Origin of the sequence: Streptomyces sp. LHD-70 (assembly GCF_031157275.1) — a bacterium.
Lineage (GTDB): Bacteria > Actinomycetota > Actinomycetes > Streptomycetales > Streptomycetaceae > Streptomyces.
This window is the reverse complement of sequence record NZ_JAVIFW010000003.1, coordinates 95,480-112,406: the sequence shown is the minus strand read 5'-3', so window position 1 is coordinate 112,406 and position 16,927 is coordinate 95,480. Positions and strand designations below refer to the sequence as shown.

The 16,927-nt window shown below is 70.2% G+C and carries 13 protein-coding genes and 1 pseudogene; 6 read left to right on the top strand and 8 right to left on the bottom strand.

Translation table 11 applies throughout. The annotated features are described in order from the left end of the window. Positions 1–67 precede the first annotated feature (67 nt). Positions 68–1,447, bottom strand: a complete 1,380-nt coding sequence (uidB, locus tag RCO28_RS08630) for a glucuronide transporter (RefSeq protein WP_308940401.1) — start codon at positions 1,445–1,447, stop codon at positions 68–70. 436 nt (positions 1,448–1,883) lie between these two features. Beyond that, the gene (gene uidA, locus RCO28_RS08625) at positions 1,884–3,668 is read right to left on the bottom strand and encodes a beta-glucuronidase (protein WP_308940400.1); all 1,785 of its coding nucleotides are present in this window, start codon (positions 3,666–3,668) and stop codon (positions 1,884–1,886) included. A 203-nt stretch (positions 3,669–3,871) separates the two neighbouring features. Between uidA and RCO28_RS08620 the strand changes: the two genes are divergently transcribed. Beyond that, on the top strand, positions 3,872–4,933 hold the full coding sequence (locus RCO28_RS08620; protein WP_308940399.1) for a LacI family DNA-binding transcriptional regulator: 1,062 nt from the start codon (positions 3,872–3,874) through the stop codon (positions 4,931–4,933). Positions 4,934–4,948: 15 nt separating this feature from the next. Here the strand turns inward: RCO28_RS08620 and RCO28_RS08615 are convergent, their stop codons facing one another. Then, positions 4,949–6,277 (bottom strand): lactate racemase domain-containing protein, encoded by a 1,329-nt coding sequence (locus RCO28_RS08615; protein WP_308940398.1) that lies wholly within the window; start codon positions 6,275–6,277, stop codon positions 4,949–4,951. 99 nt (positions 6,278–6,376) lie between these two features. On the opposite strand from RCO28_RS08615, the gene uxaC reads away from it, so the two are divergent. The 5 genes from uxaC to RCO28_RS08590 all read left to right on the top strand — a co-directional run bounded on the left by uxaC (position 6,377) and on the right by RCO28_RS08590 (position 12,762). After that, positions 6,377–7,798 carry a glucuronate isomerase gene (gene uxaC / locus RCO28_RS08610; protein ID WP_308940397.1) on the top strand — a complete coding sequence of 474 codons (1,422 nt, stop codon included), beginning with the start codon at positions 6,377–6,379 and terminating at the stop codon, positions 7,796–7,798. After that, positions 7,795–9,204 carry a mannitol dehydrogenase family protein gene (locus RCO28_RS08605; protein ID WP_308940396.1) on the top strand — a complete coding sequence of 470 codons (1,410 nt, stop codon included), beginning with the start codon at positions 7,795–7,797 and terminating at the stop codon, positions 9,202–9,204. The genes uxaC and RCO28_RS08605 overlap by 4 nt, the downstream gene beginning before the upstream one ends. Beyond that, positions 9,201–10,733: a gluconokinase gene (locus RCO28_RS08600; protein WP_308940395.1), complete on the top strand. Its 1,533-nt coding sequence runs from the start codon at positions 9,201–9,203 to the stop codon at positions 10,731–10,733. The genes RCO28_RS08605 and RCO28_RS08600 overlap by 4 nt, the downstream gene beginning before the upstream one ends. 79 nt (positions 10,734–10,812) lie before the next feature. Then, a complete protein-coding gene (gndA, locus tag RCO28_RS08595; protein WP_308940394.1) occupies positions 10,813–12,252 on the top strand; it encodes an NADP-dependent phosphogluconate dehydrogenase in 1,440 nt (479 codons plus the stop codon). Positions 12,253–12,258: 6 nt separating this feature from the next. After that, entirely contained in the window at positions 12,259–12,762 is a 504-nt protein-coding gene (locus tag RCO28_RS08590; RefSeq protein WP_308940393.1) for a hypothetical protein, read from the top strand. Between the two features lie 6 nt (positions 12,763–12,768). On the opposite strand, the gene RCO28_RS08585 is transcribed toward RCO28_RS08590, so the two are convergent. The 5 genes and pseudogenes from RCO28_RS08585 to RCO28_RS08565 all read right to left on the bottom strand — a co-directional run bounded on the left by RCO28_RS08585 (position 12,769) and on the right by RCO28_RS08565 (position 16,763). Beyond that, positions 12,769–13,344 carry a CocE/NonD family hydrolase C-terminal non-catalytic domain-containing protein gene (locus tag RCO28_RS08585; protein ID WP_308940392.1) on the bottom strand — a complete coding sequence of 192 codons (576 nt, stop codon included), beginning with the start codon at positions 13,342–13,344 and terminating at the stop codon, positions 12,769–12,771. After that, positions 13,251–14,324, bottom strand: coding sequence for a CocE/NonD family hydrolase (locus RCO28_RS08580; protein WP_308940391.1), 1,074 nt, complete (start codon positions 14,322–14,324; stop codon positions 13,251–13,253). The genes RCO28_RS08585 and RCO28_RS08580 overlap by 94 nt, the downstream gene beginning before the upstream one ends. A gap of 18 nt (positions 14,325–14,342) precedes the next feature. Beyond that, on the bottom strand, positions 14,343–14,759 hold the full coding sequence (locus tag RCO28_RS08575; RefSeq protein ID WP_308940390.1) for a hypothetical protein: 417 nt from the start codon (positions 14,757–14,759) through the stop codon (positions 14,343–14,345). Positions 14,760–14,818: 59 nt separating this feature from the next. After that, a pseudogene (locus RCO28_RS08570) lies at positions 14,819–15,532 on the bottom strand (thiolase family protein); the annotation flags it as partial. Continuing rightward, a complete protein-coding gene (locus tag RCO28_RS08565; RefSeq protein ID WP_308940389.1) occupies positions 15,519–16,763 on the bottom strand; it encodes an FAD-dependent oxidoreductase in 1,245 nt (414 codons plus the stop codon). The pseudogene RCO28_RS08570 and the gene RCO28_RS08565, both read right to left, overlap by 14 nt. Between the last annotated feature and the right edge of the window lie 164 nt (positions 16,764–16,927).

Genomic DNA, 16,927 nt, shown 5'->3' with positions numbered 1-16,927 from the left:
CACCGCTTCAAGGTCGCGCCGTCGTGGCGGTGGCGCCTCCGCCGGGGTGGCGCCTCCGCCGACTTCACTACGCCGTACTGGACATGGGTGCGACGGCGGGCGCCGCGTCCCTGGACTCCTTCTCCCGGCGCTCGGCCATCTCTCGGACGATCTCCTGGAACCTGCTGTCGGTCAGCGGGTATCGCCACATGATCGCGATGGCGATCAGTGCCGTGATCGCGGGCACCGCGCCGGCAGCGAAGCGGATGCCCGTGAGGGCTCCGTCGGTCAGGTGCGCTGCGCCGGCCTCGTACCCGCCGATCGCGAGGGCGTACGAGGCGACGGCCGCACCGATGGCCTGGGAGATCTTGCGGGTGAAGGAGAACACCGCGTATGTGGCGCCCTCCGTCCGAACCCCGCTCTTCCATTCGCCGTACTCCACGGTGTCCGCCTCGAGCGCCCAGAGCAGGGCGGACACGATGGCCAAGCCCGTGCTGTGCAGAGTCCAGGCGACGATCGGCAGCGCCACCGGGGTGGCGGGCAGCAGAAACGTACCGACGCCGCCGACGACCGTGAGTCCACCCGCCGCGATGTAGGCGTTCCGCTTGCCGAACGACTTGACGATGCGCGGCATCAGCGGTGCGATCGCGAAGTTCATCACGGCGCTGACGAGGAAGAGCACGATGTAGAGCCTCGGGTCGCCGAGCACATCGCGGGCGTAGAAGGCGCCCGCGGCCTGTAGGGCGAACAGGCCGCTCAGGACGACGACGGTGTTGGCGCACAGGACGTACAGGGGCCGGTTGCCCTTGAGCGCGGCCACGGTCTGGCGGAAGGAGACCTGGACGACGCTGCGCTCGACGCGCTCCCTGGCCGTGAGGAAGGTGCACAGATAAAGCAGCGCGCCGGCGCCCACGAAGATCCAGGTGATGTTCGTGAACAAGCTCTGCAGGCCACTGCCGCTGCTCTTGAGGGCGGGGGAGATCGCGATGACCAGGACGATGATGACCGCCTGGGCGCCGACACCGCGGATGGCGGCGAGCTTCGCGCGTTCGGACGGCTCCTGGGTCATCGCGGTGGCGAGTGAACCGTAGGGGATGTTCACCAGGCTGTAGGCGAGGCCGAGCAGGGCGTAAGTGACGTATGCGTAGACCAGCTGGGCGCCCTGGGACATGTCCGGGACGTTGAAGACCGCGACGTTCAGCAGGAGCAGCGGCACCGCGCCGAACAGGATGAAGGGCCGGAACTTGCCCCAGCGGGAGCTCATCCGGTCCACCATGCGTCCGGCGAAGATATCGGCGAAGGCGTCCCATACGCGTACGAGGAGAATCAAGGTGCCGACGGCTGCGGCCGAAAGCCCTACGACATCGGTGTAGTACAGCAGGAGAAACATGCCGGAGAGGCTGAAGGCGAGATTGTTCGCAGCGTCACCGGCTCCGTAGCCGAGGACGGTGGAGGCGCGGAGCTTCATACTGTTGCTCCCTGAGTGGGCAGGCATCGTTGCCTGATGGGTAAGGGGCGGGGCTGAGCAGTGCCCTGGCGCCTGTCGGCGCTCGGACGCGCGGGGGGGGCGGCTTGGATCCGCGGTGCCGCGTGAGAAGAGCCCGCGCGGCAGCCGGTGGCGTCCGGTCGTTGCCGTTGAGTGGCTGGATGACCGGTGGTGTCACGGGGATGTAAGAGTCCATTAATGAGCCGGCCGTGAGCGTTGGCAAGCGGTTGCCGTTTGTTGCCCGGCGGGCCGTCCGCGCGGCTCGCACACGGCCGCCGTTCCCCTCTGAAGCGCCGACCCGGGCCACCCCGGGCGCCGCGCGCCCCAGCCCATGAACGCAGACGCCCTCCGCAGACGGGCCGACGGGCCGGTCTGCGGAGGGCGGAGCGGCGGGCGGCCACGCCTGGGAGGGAGCGGGTCAGGCGTCCTTGTTCCAGCGGCGGCGCAGGGTGAACGCGGTGCCCTTCGGGCGCCGCTCGCGGGTGAAGACACCCTTCTTGTTGCCGTCGACCCGGAAGATGCCGGGCGAGGTCGCGAAGTCGGCGAAGTTCCAGATCTGCTCACCGACGACGGCGTCGATGCGGTCGAAGACCCGGTGGTACATCGCCAGCAGGTTGTCCTGGTACTCCTCGCTCCAGGGCATGTCGACGACGGAGTGCAGGCCGGGGACGGTGTCCGCACCGTACTCGGTCATGATGATCGGCTTGCCCTGGCCCTCCACCCAGGCACGCAGCTCCGTTTCGAGGGCGGCCTCGGCGGCCGCCAGATCACCGGTGTTCACATACCAGCCGTAGTAGCGGTTGATCATGAGGACGTCGGCGAGGTCGCTGACCACGCACTTGCCGGCGGGGGCCAGCATGACGTTGACGAAGCCGATCGGGCGGGTGGGGTCCAGGCTGCGGGCCTCGGCGAACAGCGGCTCGAAGTACTTCCGGGACTCGGGAGTGTCCGACTCCGGCTCGTTGGCGATGGACCAGAGCACGACACTCGGGTGGTTCTTGTCGCGCGCGATCAGCTCGCGGATCGCCTGCAGGTGGGTGCGCTGCAGCGGCTCGCCCATGGTGTCGTCGGAGAAGGTCACGCCCTTGACGTCACCGAGAATGCCGCCCGCGACGCCCAGGTTGATGCCGACCGCGGCCGTCTCGTCGATGACGACGATGCCGTGCCGGTCCGCGTAGTCCAGGACCTCCTCGGCGTACGGGTAGTGCGAGGTGCGGAAGGAGTTGGCGCCCAGCCACTCCATCAGCTCGAAGTCGTGCACCATCAGCGCGTCGTCGTGCGCCTTGCCGCGGATCGCTGCGTCCTCGTGCTTGCCGAAGCCGGTGAAGTAGAAGGGCTCGCCGTTGATGAGGAAGCGGGTGCCGTCGACCTCGACGGTGCGGACGCCGACGCTCTGGTGGTAGCTGTCCACGACCGTGCCGTCGGCGGCGACGAGGGCGGCCTCCAGGTCGTAGAGGTAGCCGTCCCCCGGCGCCCAGCGGTGCACGTCCTCGACGCGCAGCGTGCCCTCGGCGCCCTCTCCCTCCGCGACGGTCGCGCCGTCCGCGTCGCGCAGCGTGACGCGGACCGCGTGGTCCGCCGCGCCCTCGCCGACCACGGTGTACCGCACCGTGCCCGCGGCGCCCTCCAGGCCGGTGACCACGGTGATGTCGCTGACGTGTGCGACGGGAGTGGAGTAGAGCCATACGGAGCGGTGCAGGCCGGCGTAGTTGAAGAAGTCGTGGAAGTACTTCTGCCTGCGGCCCTGCGGGGTCTCCTCGACCTTGCCGGGCGGCAGCGTCTCCCAGGTCAGCTCGTTGTTGACGACCACGGTGACGCGGGCTTCCGCGCCGGGTGTGACGTGGTCGGTGATGTCCGCCTCGAAGGGTGTGTAGCCGCCCTCGTGCCGTGCGGCCTCCATGTCGTTCACCCAGACCACGGCGCGGTGCGTGGCGGAGTCGAAGCGCAGGACGACGCGGTCGCCGGCCCAGCCCTTCGGGACCCGCACGGTGGTCTGGTACCAGGCGTCGCCGACGTGGTCGCGGACCGCGAGGTCGGGGACGATGTCGTTGTAGCTCGCCGGTACCGGCATCTCGCGCGATGCCGGGAGCGCATCCCGCCACCAGCCCGCCGACCGGCCTGTGCCCTCAGCGTCCAGCTGGAAGGCCCAGAGTCCGTTGAGGTTCTTGCGCTCTCGCGTTGCGGTGTCCTGGGGCCTCAGCATTCCGTGCTCCTGACTGTCATGCAGCATCGCCGCGGCGGTGTGTACCGGGTATAACGTTCAATTAATTGATCGCGAGCAGGAGACTGGCAAGCGGTTGCCATCTATTGCCCTGGAGCGGGGCACTCCCCATGGACACACTGGGCACCGCCCTGCGCACCATCCGCTCGCCGACACGACAGAACCTTGACCACCAGGAGCTTTTCGTGGCAGACAGACCGTCTCCGCAGGGGGGCGCCTCCCGCTCGCCGACCATCTACGACGTGGCGGCGGCCGCAGGCGTGGCGCCGTCGACGGTCTCCCGCGCATTCTCCCGCCCCGGCCGCGTGAACGCCGCCACGGCAGAGCGCATCCGGCAGGTCGCCGCGGAGTTGGGCTACCACGCGAACCCGCTGGCCCGCGCACTGCCGACCGGCCGCACGACGCTGATCGCCTGCGTGATCGCCGACATCGCCAATCCGGTCTTCGCGGAGATCGTCATCGGGGCGCAGAAGGCCGCACGCGAGGCCGGCTACCTGATCCTGCTGGTGGACGCCCAGGAGTCGGACCAGCTGGAGCGCGAGTCCTTGGAGCGCACCCTGCCTGCGGTGGAGGGGATCGTGCTGGCCAGTTCCCGTATGTCGGACTCGGCGATCCGCATGATCGCCAAACAGCGGCCACTGATCGTGCTGAACCGCGTGGTCAGCGATGTCACGAGCTTGGTCAACGACGACATGGACGGGATGCGCCAGGCTGCGGAACACCTGAGCGAGCTGGGCCACCGCACGATCACCTACGTGTCGGGGCCCGAGGCCTCCTGGGCGAGCGGGGTGCGCTGGCGCGCGCTGCGCGAGGCGGCGTCGGACCTGGGTGTACGGGTGAACCGCACCGTTGCGTACCCTCCGACGGTGGCGGGTGGGCTGCAGGCCGCCGGGGAGCTGGGCCGGCCGAAGTCCTCCGCGGTCATCGCGTACAACGACCAGATGGCCATCGGCCTGATGCGCGGGCTGCAGGCCTCCGGCGTTCAACTGCCGCGCGAACTCAGTGTGGTCGGGTTCGACAACATCAGCGGGTCCGGACTGGTCACGCCGGAGCTGACGACGATTGCCACGCCGGCCCGCATACAGGGCCACACCGCGGTCCGCACACTGCTGGCCGAGTTGGGCGACTCCCAGGCGCACCCCGGCAAGTCGGCGATCCTGCCGACCCGCCTGGTGGTACGGCAGTCGACGGCGCGCCGGGGGCGGAAGCCGTCGGCCACGCAGGCCTCCGAGACGCCCGCCCCTTGAGCTCGTGCGCGGGCGCTACGACTCCCCGTGGTCGTCCCTCAGCCGGTACAGGACCTCGCCGGCCTGAGGGACGACCATGGTGTCCGGATCGGCCTCGTACGCCGCGATGTCCACCGAGTCGGGGTCGAGGTGGTTGAGGTTCGCCCCTCGTACGACCTCCTCCGGAATGCCGGTGGCGAGCGTGACGGTGACGCGCAGACGCTCACCGGTCTCCTCGTCGTACGTACCGGCCCCCCGCAGGTGGGTGGAGTGTGCGAGCACGCCCCAGTGCAGGTCCTTGAAGCGGTCCCACTGCTTGGTGAAGTAGTCCCGGCAGTGGTATCCGATCTCGGCGATCTCCGGGTGCATCTCGGAGATGGTGGTCACGTGCGGGGCGTAGAGGATCACTTCGCCGCCGTCGGCCACCACCGGCTCCAGCTTGTAGAAGCCCTTGGCGGCCGTCCAGATGTCCTCGTACTTGTCCGGCATGATCGACAGCACTCGCTTGACGGGCGCTTCGAGATAGCGCACGTGCGTCTCGGCGGAGACGTCGGCGGCTGCGGCCCAGGCGGCCTCGGGTGTACCGAAGGACGCGGAGTGCAGCGCACCCGAGCCGGACTGCGCGACGACACAGAGCGCCAGGCGGCGGCCGGGGATGAGACCGGCCGCCTCGTTGATCAGGGCGCGTACGGGGGTGATGCCGCGGGTGCCGATGATGTCGGCGCTGGTGATGAGTGCGCCGAGCCAGTGCGAGAGGTCGATGATGTCGGCGCCCGCGACGCCGGGGAAGAAGTACTTGTTGCCACCGGAGAACCCGACCACTTCGTGCGGGAAGACCGGGCCGAGGACGAGGGTCGCGTCGTGGTCGACGACTGCACGGTTGAGGCGGACGTCGACGGCGTGGCGCAGCAGTCCGCCGGACAGCTCCCCGATCCGGTCGGCGGAGATGGTGCCGAGCGAGGCGAAGGTCTCCGGGTCCCACCACTCGTGGTTCAGGACGGTCATGCCCGGGTACCGAGCCGCCAGGTCGCCTTCCGGGTAACCGAGGTGTCTGGCCAGCTGGACCTCGCCCATCGCCGCGTGGGTGCCCAAAGCGATCAGCACCGTCAGTCGGCTCACCCGCCCGGCCAGCGCGCCGTGCACGGCGGAAAGCAGGAGCGGCAGCGGGCAGCTGCGCGTGGCATCGGGCACGACGACGCAGACACTCTGCCCGTCCAGGTCTGCGCCGGAGAGCTGCTCGGTGACGAACTCCGCCACCTGGGCATCGGTGAGGACCGTGTCCGGCCCGCCGATATGGGCGGCCTGCGAAGCCGCTGCGGCAGTCCTCGGGAGCTGTTCGGCCGTCACGATTGCACTGTCATCCATGGCCGCACGATGGCGCTCCGGCAGCAGCCGCGCAAGGCGCCGAGACAACTTATGGCAACCGATTGCCACAGCCCTTCCGGCGTGTCGACACTCCTGGGTATGCCGCGTTCCACATCCCCTTTGCAGCCGCACCCCGACCGTCTCCTTCCTGCCGACCCGGGCGTACGCGCCATTGCGCGGCGGCTGTACGACGCCGTGCGTGAGCTGCCGATCATCTCGCCGCACGGTCACGTCGACCCCCGGCTGCTGCTGACCGACGAGCCGTTCCGCGACCCGGCGAGCCTGCTCGTCACCCCGGACCACTACGTGACCCGGATGCTGCACGCGAGCGGCGTGCCGCTGGCCGAGCTGGGAGTGGGCCGCGGCCCGCTCCCCGAGCCGGAGGCCCGTCGGGCCTGGCGGCATCTGTGCTCCCACTGGGCTGCCTTCCGCGGTACTCCGGTCCGCTACTGGTTCGACGCCGAGCTGTCGGAGATCTTCGGCGTCACCGAGCGCCCCAGTGCCGACAACGCCGACCGCCTGTACGACCAGATCGCCGAGCGGCTCGCGCAGGAGAAGTTCCGGCCGCGCGCGCTCTTCCAGCGCTTCGGCATCGAGGTGCTGGCCACCACGGACGACCCGTGCGACGACCTGAGCGCGCACCGTGCCCTGGTCGACGACCCCGCCTGGAGCGCCCGCGTCATTCCGACCTTCCGGCCCGACCGCTACCTGGAGCCGGACCGGGCCGACTGGCGGGAGTCCGTAACCCGACTCGGCGAGGTCTCGGGCGTGGACACCGGCAGCTACGACGGCTACCTCAGCGCCCTTGCGGCCCGCCGCCGGTACTTCGTCGAGCACGGCGCCACCTCCGCCGACCACAGCCACCTGGATGTGCGCGCGGAGCCGCTGCCCGCCGACGAGGCCGCGCGGATCTACGCCGCCGCGCTGGGCGGCACCGCGACCGCTGCCGAGGCCACCGCTTTCCGGCGCAACATGCTGTTCGAGATGGCGCGGATGTCCACCGAGGACGGCCTGGTGATGACGCTGCACCCGGCGGTGCACCGCAACCATCACACGCCCACCTACGAGCGTTTCGGGGCGGACACCGGCCACGACATCCCCGTCCAGGTGGAGTTCACGCAGGCCCTGCAGCCGATGCTGAACGCCTTCGGTACTCATCCGGACTTCCAGCTGGTGCTGTTCACCCTGGACGAGACAGTGTTCTCCCGCGAGATCGCACCGCTGGCCGGCTTCTACCCGTCGGTGTACGCGGGTGCTCCCTGGTGGTTCCTGGACGCGCCGGACGCGATCCGCCGGTACCGCAGGGCCGTCACGGAGACCGCGGGGTTCTCGCGCGCCTCCGGCTTCATCGACGACACCCGGGCGTTCTGCTCCATCCCGGCCCGGCACGACATGTCCCGCCGGCTCGACAGTGGTGTGCTGGCAGAACTCGTCGCCGAGCACCGCCTGGACGAGGACGAGGCCTTGGAGACCGCCGTCGGCCTCGTCGCCGGAAATCCGCGAAAGGCCTTCAAGCTGTGAACGCCACCTCGCGCGTGGTCCGCCGTCTCTCCCGCGCCACACACGACGGCCGCCCCACGGCCCCGGTCCGGATTCTGCACCTGGGTCTGGGCAACTTCTTCCGCGCACATCAGGCCTGGTACACGGACCGCGCGCCGGATGCCGCGGAGTGGGGCATCGCGGCTTTCACCGGCCGGCGCCCCGCTGCCGCCGAACTGCTGGGCCCACAGGACGGGCTCTACGCCCTGATCACTCGTGGGCCGGACGGCGACCGCTTCGACGTTCCGGCAGCCTTGTCCGCCACGCACCCGGGCGACGACCACGCGGCATGGCTCGGTTACTGGCGGCAGGAGGCGCTCGCGGTGGTCACCCTGACCGTCACCGAAGCCGGTTACGCCCGTGACGCGGACGGCTTCCTGGCCATCGACCGCGATGACGTGCATGCCGACATCCACGCGCTGCGCGAGCACCCCGACGCCCCCGTCCGCACTGCCGTCGGCAAGCTGGTGGCCGGTCTTGAGGCACGCCGCGCCGCCGGCCTCGGCCCGGTCGCCCTGGTGCCCTGCGACAACCTGCCGGGCAACGGCGCGGTACTGGAGCGGCTCGTGCGCGAGATGGCGGAACGGACAGGCCGCCCAGAACCGGTCGAGGCCGCGGACAAGGGGGCCGCGTACGTCACCACCATGGTCGACCGCATCACCCCGGCCACGAGCGATGAGCATCGCGCCGCCGTGCTGGCGCGGACAGGCCTCGTGGACGCCTCCCCCGTGGTCACCGAACCGTTCAGCGAGTGGGTGATCAGCGGTACGTTCCCCGCCGGGCGCCCCCGCTGGGAGGACGCCGGGGCCACGTTCACCGACGATGTGACGCCGTACGAGGAACGCAAGCTGTGGCTGCTCAACGGCGCCCACTCGCTGCTGGCCTACGCGGGCACACTGCGCGGTCACGAGACGGTCGCCGAGGCCGTGGCCGACCCTGTCTGCCGCGAGTGGCTGGAGGAGTGGTGGAACTCCGCCTGCCGGCATCTCACGCTGCCGCAGGAGGAGTTGGACATCTACCGGGTCGCGCTGCTTGAGCGGTTCGGCAACCCCCGCATCCGGCATGCGCTCGCGCAGATCGCCGCCGACGGCTCGCAGAAGCTGCCGGTCCGCGTCCTCCCGGCACTGCGTCAGGAGCGTGCGCGTGGCGTGCTTCCCCTCGGTGCGACGCGGGTGCTCGCCGCCTGGGTGTGCCATCTCCGAGGCCTGGGCGCACCGGTGAACGACGCCGCCGGAACTGCGCTGCCACGGGTCGACGGCTCGCTCCCGGACGCCGTACGCGCCGTGCTCGGCCACCTCGATCCGGCACTCGCGGCCGACATCCCTGTGGTGACAGCAGTACGGGAACAAGCCGCCGAGCTGAGCGGCGAGGAGCTGACCGCATCATGACCGCGAACGCGACCGACCGCTCCCCCGGCGAGATCGTCATCGGGCTCGACGTGGGCACGACCGCGGTCAAGGCGGTGGCGTTCGGTGTGGGGTCCACCTGGCGCCGTACCGCGGTCCGCGAGTACCCCCTGCTCACTCCGAGGCGTGGCCAACAGGTGCAGGACCCGGGCACCATCGCCGCCGCGGTCTTCTCGGCCCTGCGCGCGTGTGCCGAGCAGTGCGCGGGCTCTCGGGTCCTCTCCGTCTCGGTCAGCGCCGCGATGCACGGCCTGATCGGTCTGGACGCCGGTCACCGGCCGCTCACCCCGCTGGTGACCTGGGCGGACGACCGTGCGCGTGGGGAGGCGGCGGAGCTGCGGGCCACCGGACGCGCGACCGCGCTGCACCAGTCCACCGGCGCTCCGGTCCATCCGATGACACCACTGACCAAGCTGATGTGGTTCCACCGGGCGGAGCCTGAGCTGTGTGCCAAGGTGCGCTGGTGGGTGGGGCTCAAGGACTACGTGCTGTGGCTCCTGACCGGCTCCCTTGTCACCGAGTTGTCCTCGGCGTCCGGCACCGGCCTCCTGGACCTGTCCACCCGGACCTGGCAGCCGGCGGCAGTGGACCTGGCGGGCATCGAACCGGACCAGTTGCCGGACGTCCTGCCGACCACCTCCTTGCTGCCGCTGGCCGCCAGGGCGGCCGGGGAGAGCGGCCTGCCGCCCGGCACGCCGGTGTGCGTGGGCGCCGCCGACGGCCCGCTGGGAAATCTCGGTTCGCAGGCGATGGCACCGGGCACCGTGGGCCTGTCCCTGGGCACCAGCGGCGCGGTCCGCGCCGCCGTGCCGGAGCCGTTCGTCGCTCCGGGCGGCAGGCTGTTCTGCTACGCGCTCACCGACACCGCATGGGTGGTGGGCGGCGCGGTCAGCAACGGCAGCGTCGTGATGCGCTGGGCGGGCCGCACGTTCGGCGGCGGGTCCGGTGATGACGGCGCGCTGTCCGACCAGGCTGTTCTCTCGCTCGCCGAGAGTGTGCCGGCCGGCTGCGACGGCCTGGTGATGCTTCCGTACCTCCTGGCGGAGCGGGCCCCGCTGTGGGACCCCGATGTGCCCGGCGCCTACCTCGGAGTGCGCCACTCGCACACCCGCGGCCACTTCGTACGGGCGGCCATGGAGGGTGTGGCACTGCAACTGTCCACCGTCGTCGACGAGTTGGACCGCATCGAGCCGGTCAAGTCCGTGCAGGTCACCGGCGGCGCGTTCCGCTCACCGCTGTGGACTTCGGTGATCGCCTCCGTGCTCGGCAGGCCTGTCCACCTGGTCGCCGACGCCGAGGGATCCGCGCTGGGTGCCGCAGCGCTCGGACTCCATGCACTGGGGCGGGCCCCCCGCCTCGCAGACGCACCCGCGCTGCTGGGCGCTCCCTCGCCGGACACCGGCGATCCCGTCCCCGTCTCCCCGGCTGACGCCGAGGTGTACCGGAATGTGCGGGCTGCGATACCGCCTCTGCTCTCCTCCTACGCATCGGTCGCGGAGCTGTTCGCATAAGCAGCCCGTCCCGGCCATGCCCGCCTCCCGGCACAACCCTGCCCAACCTCTCCGGACACATCGATAGGATTCAGTCACCATGTCCAACAACGCTGATGTAGGCGTGATCGGCCTGGCCGTGATGGGCCGTAACCTGGCCCGCAACTTCGCCCGTCACGGCTTTGCGGTGGCCCTGTACAACCGCTCCGAAGCCAAGACGCACTCCCTGGTCGAGGAGTTCGGACACGAGGGAACCTTCGTCGGCACGGAATCCCTGAACGCCTTCGTCGGCGCCCTGACCCGACCCCGCCGCCTTGTCATCATGGTCCAGGCCGGCGCGCCGACCGACGCGGTGATCGAGCAGCTCACGCCGCTCCTGGAGCCGGGCGATGTGATCATCGACGGCGGCAACGCGCACTTCGCCGACACCCGCCGTCGCGAGGCTGCGCTGCGCGAGCGGGACATCGAGTTCGTCGGCGCCGGCATCTCCGGCGGCGAGGAGGGCGCGTTGAACGGCCCGTCGATCATGCCGGGTGGAACGGCTGCCGCGTACGAGAAGGTCGCGCCGCTGCTGACCGAGGTCAGCGCGCGCGTCGAGGGCACGCCCTGCTGCACGCATGTGGGGCCGGACGGCGCCGGCCACTTCGTGAAGATGGTGCACAACGGCATCGAGTACGCCGACATGCAGCTCATCGCCGAGGCGTACGACCTGCTGCGGCGGGCCGGCGGTCAGGATCCGGCCGCGCTGGCGGAGACCTTCCGCCGCTGGAACGGCGGCCGACTCGCCTCCTACCTGATCGAGATCACCGCCGAGGTCCTCGGCCACACCGACGCCGACACGGGCAGGCCGCTGGTCGACGTGATCGCGGACCAGGCGGGCCAGAAGGGCACCGGCCGCTGGACCGTGCAGACCGCGCTCGACCTCGGCGTTCCGGTCTCCGGCATCGCCGAGGCCGTCTTTGCGCGCTCGCTCTCCGGCCACGCTCCCGTTCGAGCGGCAGCGCGGACGCTGCCCGGCCCGACACCGCAGGCGCTCTCCCCCAAGGACGCCGCCCGGTTCACGGAGCAGGTGGAACAGGCGCTGTACGCCTCAAAGGTCGTTTCGTACGCGCAGGGCTGGCACATGATCGCGGCCGCCGCGGAAGAGTACGGCTGGGACATCGACCTCGGCCGGCTGGCGACGATCTGGCGCGGTGGCTGCATCATCCGCGCCGACTTCCTGAACCGCATTCGCGCGGCATACGCCGCGGATCCGCGCCTGCCGTCCCTGCTGGCCGACGAGGAGTTCGCCAAGGAGCTGGGTGCGGCGCAGGACGTCTGGCGCGAAGTGATCGGCACCGCCGCGCGGCTCGGCATCGCCACCCCCGGCTTCTGCGCTGCGCTGGCGTACTACGACGCGCTGCGCAGCGATGTCCTGCCGACCGCTCTGATTCAGGCACAGCGGGACTTTTTCGGAGCGCACACCTACCGCCGCACTGACCGGGAAGGCAGTTTCCACACCAGGTGGGGCGGCGACCGCTCGCAGGAACGAATCGGGTAACGATCCGTGTTCCACGTCGAATTCCACCAGTATCTGGACGCATCCGGGTATCCCGCGAACGTCCTGCGTCATGCAGGGCAGGAACTCGGTCGGCCGCTGGTGGACTCCGCGCACGGAACCGCCGGGTACCGCTTCCTTCCGGTGCTCTGCCTCGCCCATGCCGCTTACCTCGGCTGGTCCCCCCACACTGAACTCATGCTTCCGGACGTCTTCCGGCCGACCTACCGAGCGGCCGGGAGGGAAGACGCGGGCCGTGAGGACCTCGTGGCCTTGTTCACGCTCCAGTACGCGACGCGCTTCGCCGATGCGGACTGGGCCGAGCTGGTCGATCCGCATCTGGTCACGGGAGTGCTGGGCCTGGCCGCCGGCGCCCGCCTTCCCTTCACCGAGTCGGACTGGACACGGACGCTGTCCGGAGGCCTGGCCGCGTGGCGTGACCTGCACGCGGGGAAGGGAGAGAACGTACTCGTCGATCCGGCCCACCATCGGCTGGAGGTCCGTCCGCGCTGAGCATGGTCATGCCTTCGTGACCGTCGTGAAGGGCAGCACGAGCCGGGACGGGTGCGCGGCGTCGCGGTAGATCTTGTGGGTGACGGGGCGGCCCACCGGCAGGTGGAAGGCGTCCGGGGGCAGCAGCGCGTTGTGCGCGTCGGCCAGCGGTTCGTTGTTCGAGACCTCCACCACCAGGCGGTGACCGGCCTTGAACGTGGCGGCGAACGGGTAGAGCCGCAGCACATACTCCTCGATCTTCCCGGGCTCCACCGGCACCGTACGGGTGTGGGGGTGGTACGGGTTCCCCTCGCTGGTGCGCTCCTCGTCGAGCTCGCGGTGCGAGGCCTTGAGGTAGCCGCTGGTGATCAACTGGCGGGCGCCGCCCGAGGATTCGTCCCACATGCGCAGGATGAAGTTGGTGTCGTCCTGGTCGATCTCCGCGAACAGGTGCGCCGCGCCGGTGCCGATCAGCTCGGTCGGCTCCTCGAAGGCCGCGGTGCTCCAGTTCAGGACCTCGACCTTGTCGGTGACGGTGAGCGGTGCCTGGTAGAAGCCGTCGGGGGCGGCGTGTTTGAGCCAGTACTCGTACCAGCGGAACATCTTGTCGTGTCCTCGACCCAGGGGCGCGACTGCATCGGCGGGTAGGAGCCGATGTCCAGCTTCTTGGGCCCCTTCAGGACGTCGAACAGCTCGATGTGGCCGTCCAGGGTCCAGCCGCGCCCCTGGTCGATCTGCAGGTAGACCGGAATGTCGATGTTCTCGGCCAGCGTGATCGGGTTGCGCTCCTCGTACCAGTCGCCGTCGAGCGGGTTCATCACGATGTCGAACCAGAACTCGCGGTTCTTCGGGTACTTGAGCACGTGTACGAGGTTCGGCCAGGCCGCCACGTCCGGGTCCCGCAGCCGCTCGTCGACGAGCTTCTTCAGCTCCTCGGGCGAATACACCTCCTGCATACGGGACTTGACGTCGGTGTGCGCGATGCCGGAGTCGCCGCCGCGTCCCTCACGGGCGGCGCGCGGCATGAACCACATGACGCCGCCGTGGTAGGTGGTCTCGTAGAAGTCGTAGTGGCCGCCGCTGACGAAGATCGCCTTGAGGTGCGGGGGCCGTTCGGCGGCGGCGAGCACCTGCATGGAGCCGAAGTAGGAGATGCCGATCATGCCGACGTTGCCGTCGCACCACGGCTGCGCGGCGACCCACTCGATGAGGTCGTACAGGTCCTGGCCCTGGGAGACGCCGCCGAAGTTGTAGTTGCCGATCATCACGCCGCCGGAGTCACCGGTCCCGCGCATGTCACCGATGACGTGTACGTAGTCCTCCTTGACGACGCGCGCGATGTCACCGGCCTCGATGCAGCCGTCCCACATCGGGCTGGGCCGCAGCTGCGGCGGGGTGGTGAGGGCGAGGGCCTGCAGCTCCTTGCCGTACGCGCTCATCGCGATGAGGGCAGGGCGCGGCTTGTCGTCCGGGCCCTCGTAGGCGTCCACCGCGAGTTCGACGCCGTCGCGCATCGGCACCCGGAGGTCCTTGCGGACGGCGATCGTCTGCTCGCCCGCCCGGATCGTCTGGAAGTCAGTCATGAGTGCGAAGCTCCTGTGTTACGAGTGCTGCGGGTTCTGGGAGAGGTGCTCGCGGTAGCCGTGCATCGACGTGAAGAAGGGCGACGGCTCGAGCGTGGGGTCGCCGGTGTAGCCGAGTTCCTCGGCGGCGCGGGCGAACGGGGAGTACGGCGAATCTGTCTCCTCCAGGCCGGCCCGTAGACAGCCGCAGGCCGCCTCCCCGACACTGCCCTCGACGGCGATGCTCTGGGCGATGGCCTCCTGGGCCTGCGCGGCGTCCAACTCGACGCCGTACGGCGTGCCGTCGGCGCGGCGGTACGGGTGCCCCAGGTACAGGTGCTGCGGCCGGAGCTCGTCACGCACGTACTCCAGGCTGGTGCGGTAGGCGGCCGGGTCCACGTAGCCGGGGAAGCCGTTGGCGGCCCCGTGGACCTGCACGGCGTCGCCGACGAACACCGAGCGCTGCCCGTCGACGGCGTAGGCGACCGATCCGGGCGTGTGGCCCGGGATCGAGTGCGTTCACGCCGCTCGCGCAGCACCTTCGCCAGGGTGCCGAGGAGCCGGCCGCCCGAGGCGCCCAGCGGATGCCCGAGGGCGATGGCGCCACCCCGGGTGTTGACCAGCTCCGGGTCGATGCCCCAGGCGTCCACGCAGGCGAGCGACTGCACCGCGAACGCCTCGTTCAGCTCGACCGCGCCGACGTCACCCCAGCCGATCCCGGCCCGTCGCAGCGCCTACCCGGCGGCCTCGACGGGTGCGTACCCGAACATCCGCGGCTCGACGGCATGCGCTCCGCGGCCCGCGATCCGGGCGAGGGGCCGCAGCCCGATGCGGTCGGCTGCCGCCTCGGTGTCCAGGAGCACGGCCGATGCGCCGTCGCTCAGCGGGGAGGCATTGCCTGCCGTGATCGTCCCGTCCGGGCGGAACGACGGCTTCAGGGCGGCGAGTTGCCAGGGATCCGTATCGCCCAGGGTCGTCGAGACGGCCATGGCGTCGCGGGCGGGGTAGGCGCGGTCCGGCTTGGGCAGCACCCAGGGTGCGCGGGTCATGGACTCCACGCCACCGGTTACGACGATGTCCGCATCGCCGGATTCCAGGGTGCGCGAGGCGATGATCGCCGCGTCCAGGCTGGAGCCGGAGAGCCGGTTCACGGTGGTGGCGGGCACGCTCACCGGCAGTCCGGCGAGGAGCACCGCATGGAGAGGTAGGCGTCGCTCACTGGGTGACGCCTCCGGCCGTGGTCAGCGGGATCGGGGTGAACATCGCGGGTTCCTCGTCCGGGGACAGCGCGGTGGGGCCGTACACCCAGTCGGTGAAGTCGTAGTCGTGGGTGTCACGCTGACGCATGATCGCGTTGCGCTGCAGCCGCTGTTCGCCGTCCAGGTGCCAGAGCTCGCCCCACGCGCGGGCGGTGGACTGCACCCGGCGGCAGTGCTCGACGCGGACGGCTTCGTAGGAGGCGAGTACGGCGTCCCAGTCCGGTGCTCCGACGTTTCCAGTGTTTCCGGCAGTCTGGCCGGTGACGTGCTGGGCGAGGACCCAGCCGTCCTCGATCGCCATGATCGCGCCCTGCGCCATGTACTGCAGCGGCGGGTGGGCGGCGTCGCCGAGCAGGGCGATCCGGCCATGCACCCACGTCTCGATCGGGTCCCGGTCGAGCATCTGCCACCAGCGGTCACGCCACATCAGCGGGATGCCCTTGCGTACGGTGTCGCAGGTGTCCGCGAAGGCCGCGTCCAGCTCGTCCGGTGTGCCCCAGTCGTCCTTCCCGGCGAGCGCCTTCGGCGACTCGAACACGGCGACCTGGTTGAACATGTCGCCGCCGCGCAGGGCGTACTGCACGAAGTGGCAGCGCGGCCCGACGTACACGGTGACGTCCTTCTCCGCGATGCCGTTGTCGCGTACCTGGTCGATCGGGACGGCCGCGCGATAGGCGACGTAGTCGGAGCTGGCCACGTCGTCGCCGACCAGTTTGCGCCGGGCCACCGAATGCAGGCCGTCGGCGGCGATGATCACCGGCGCCTCGTAGGTCCGGCCGTTCTCCAGATGGACCCGGGCGCCGCCGTCGGTGTGCTCGTAGTCCACGACCGTCTGGTCCGTCAGCAGTTCCACACCGGCCCGCTGACAGGCGCGCAGAAAGAGGCCGTGCAGGTCGCTGCGGTGGATCACCATGTACGGGAAGCCGTAGCGCCGCTCCAGGTCCCGCAGGTCGAGCCGGGTCAGCTCCCGGGAGTCGAGGGCGTCGCGCATCACCATGTTCTCCGGGAGTACGCCCAGGTCCTTGGCCTCGTCGAGCAGGCCGTACTCGTCGAGGATGCGGGTGCAGTTGGGCGCGATCTGGATGCCGGCGCCGACCTCGCCGAACTCCGGGGCCCGTTCGAGGACGCGCACGCGCAACCCCTGCCGGGCGAGGGCGAACGCGGAGCTGAGGCCACCGATGCCTCCTCCGACGATGATCACGTCGGGTTGGTCGCCAGCGGGAGGGGTCGCAGGGTTCATCGTCTCTGTCTCTTCTTCGGGTGGCAGGAGTCTTCGTGTGTTCGGGTGGCAGGAGTCTTCGTGTGTTCGGGTGGCAGGAGTCTTCGTGCGTTCAGGTGGCAGGAGTCTTCGTGTGTTCGGGTGGC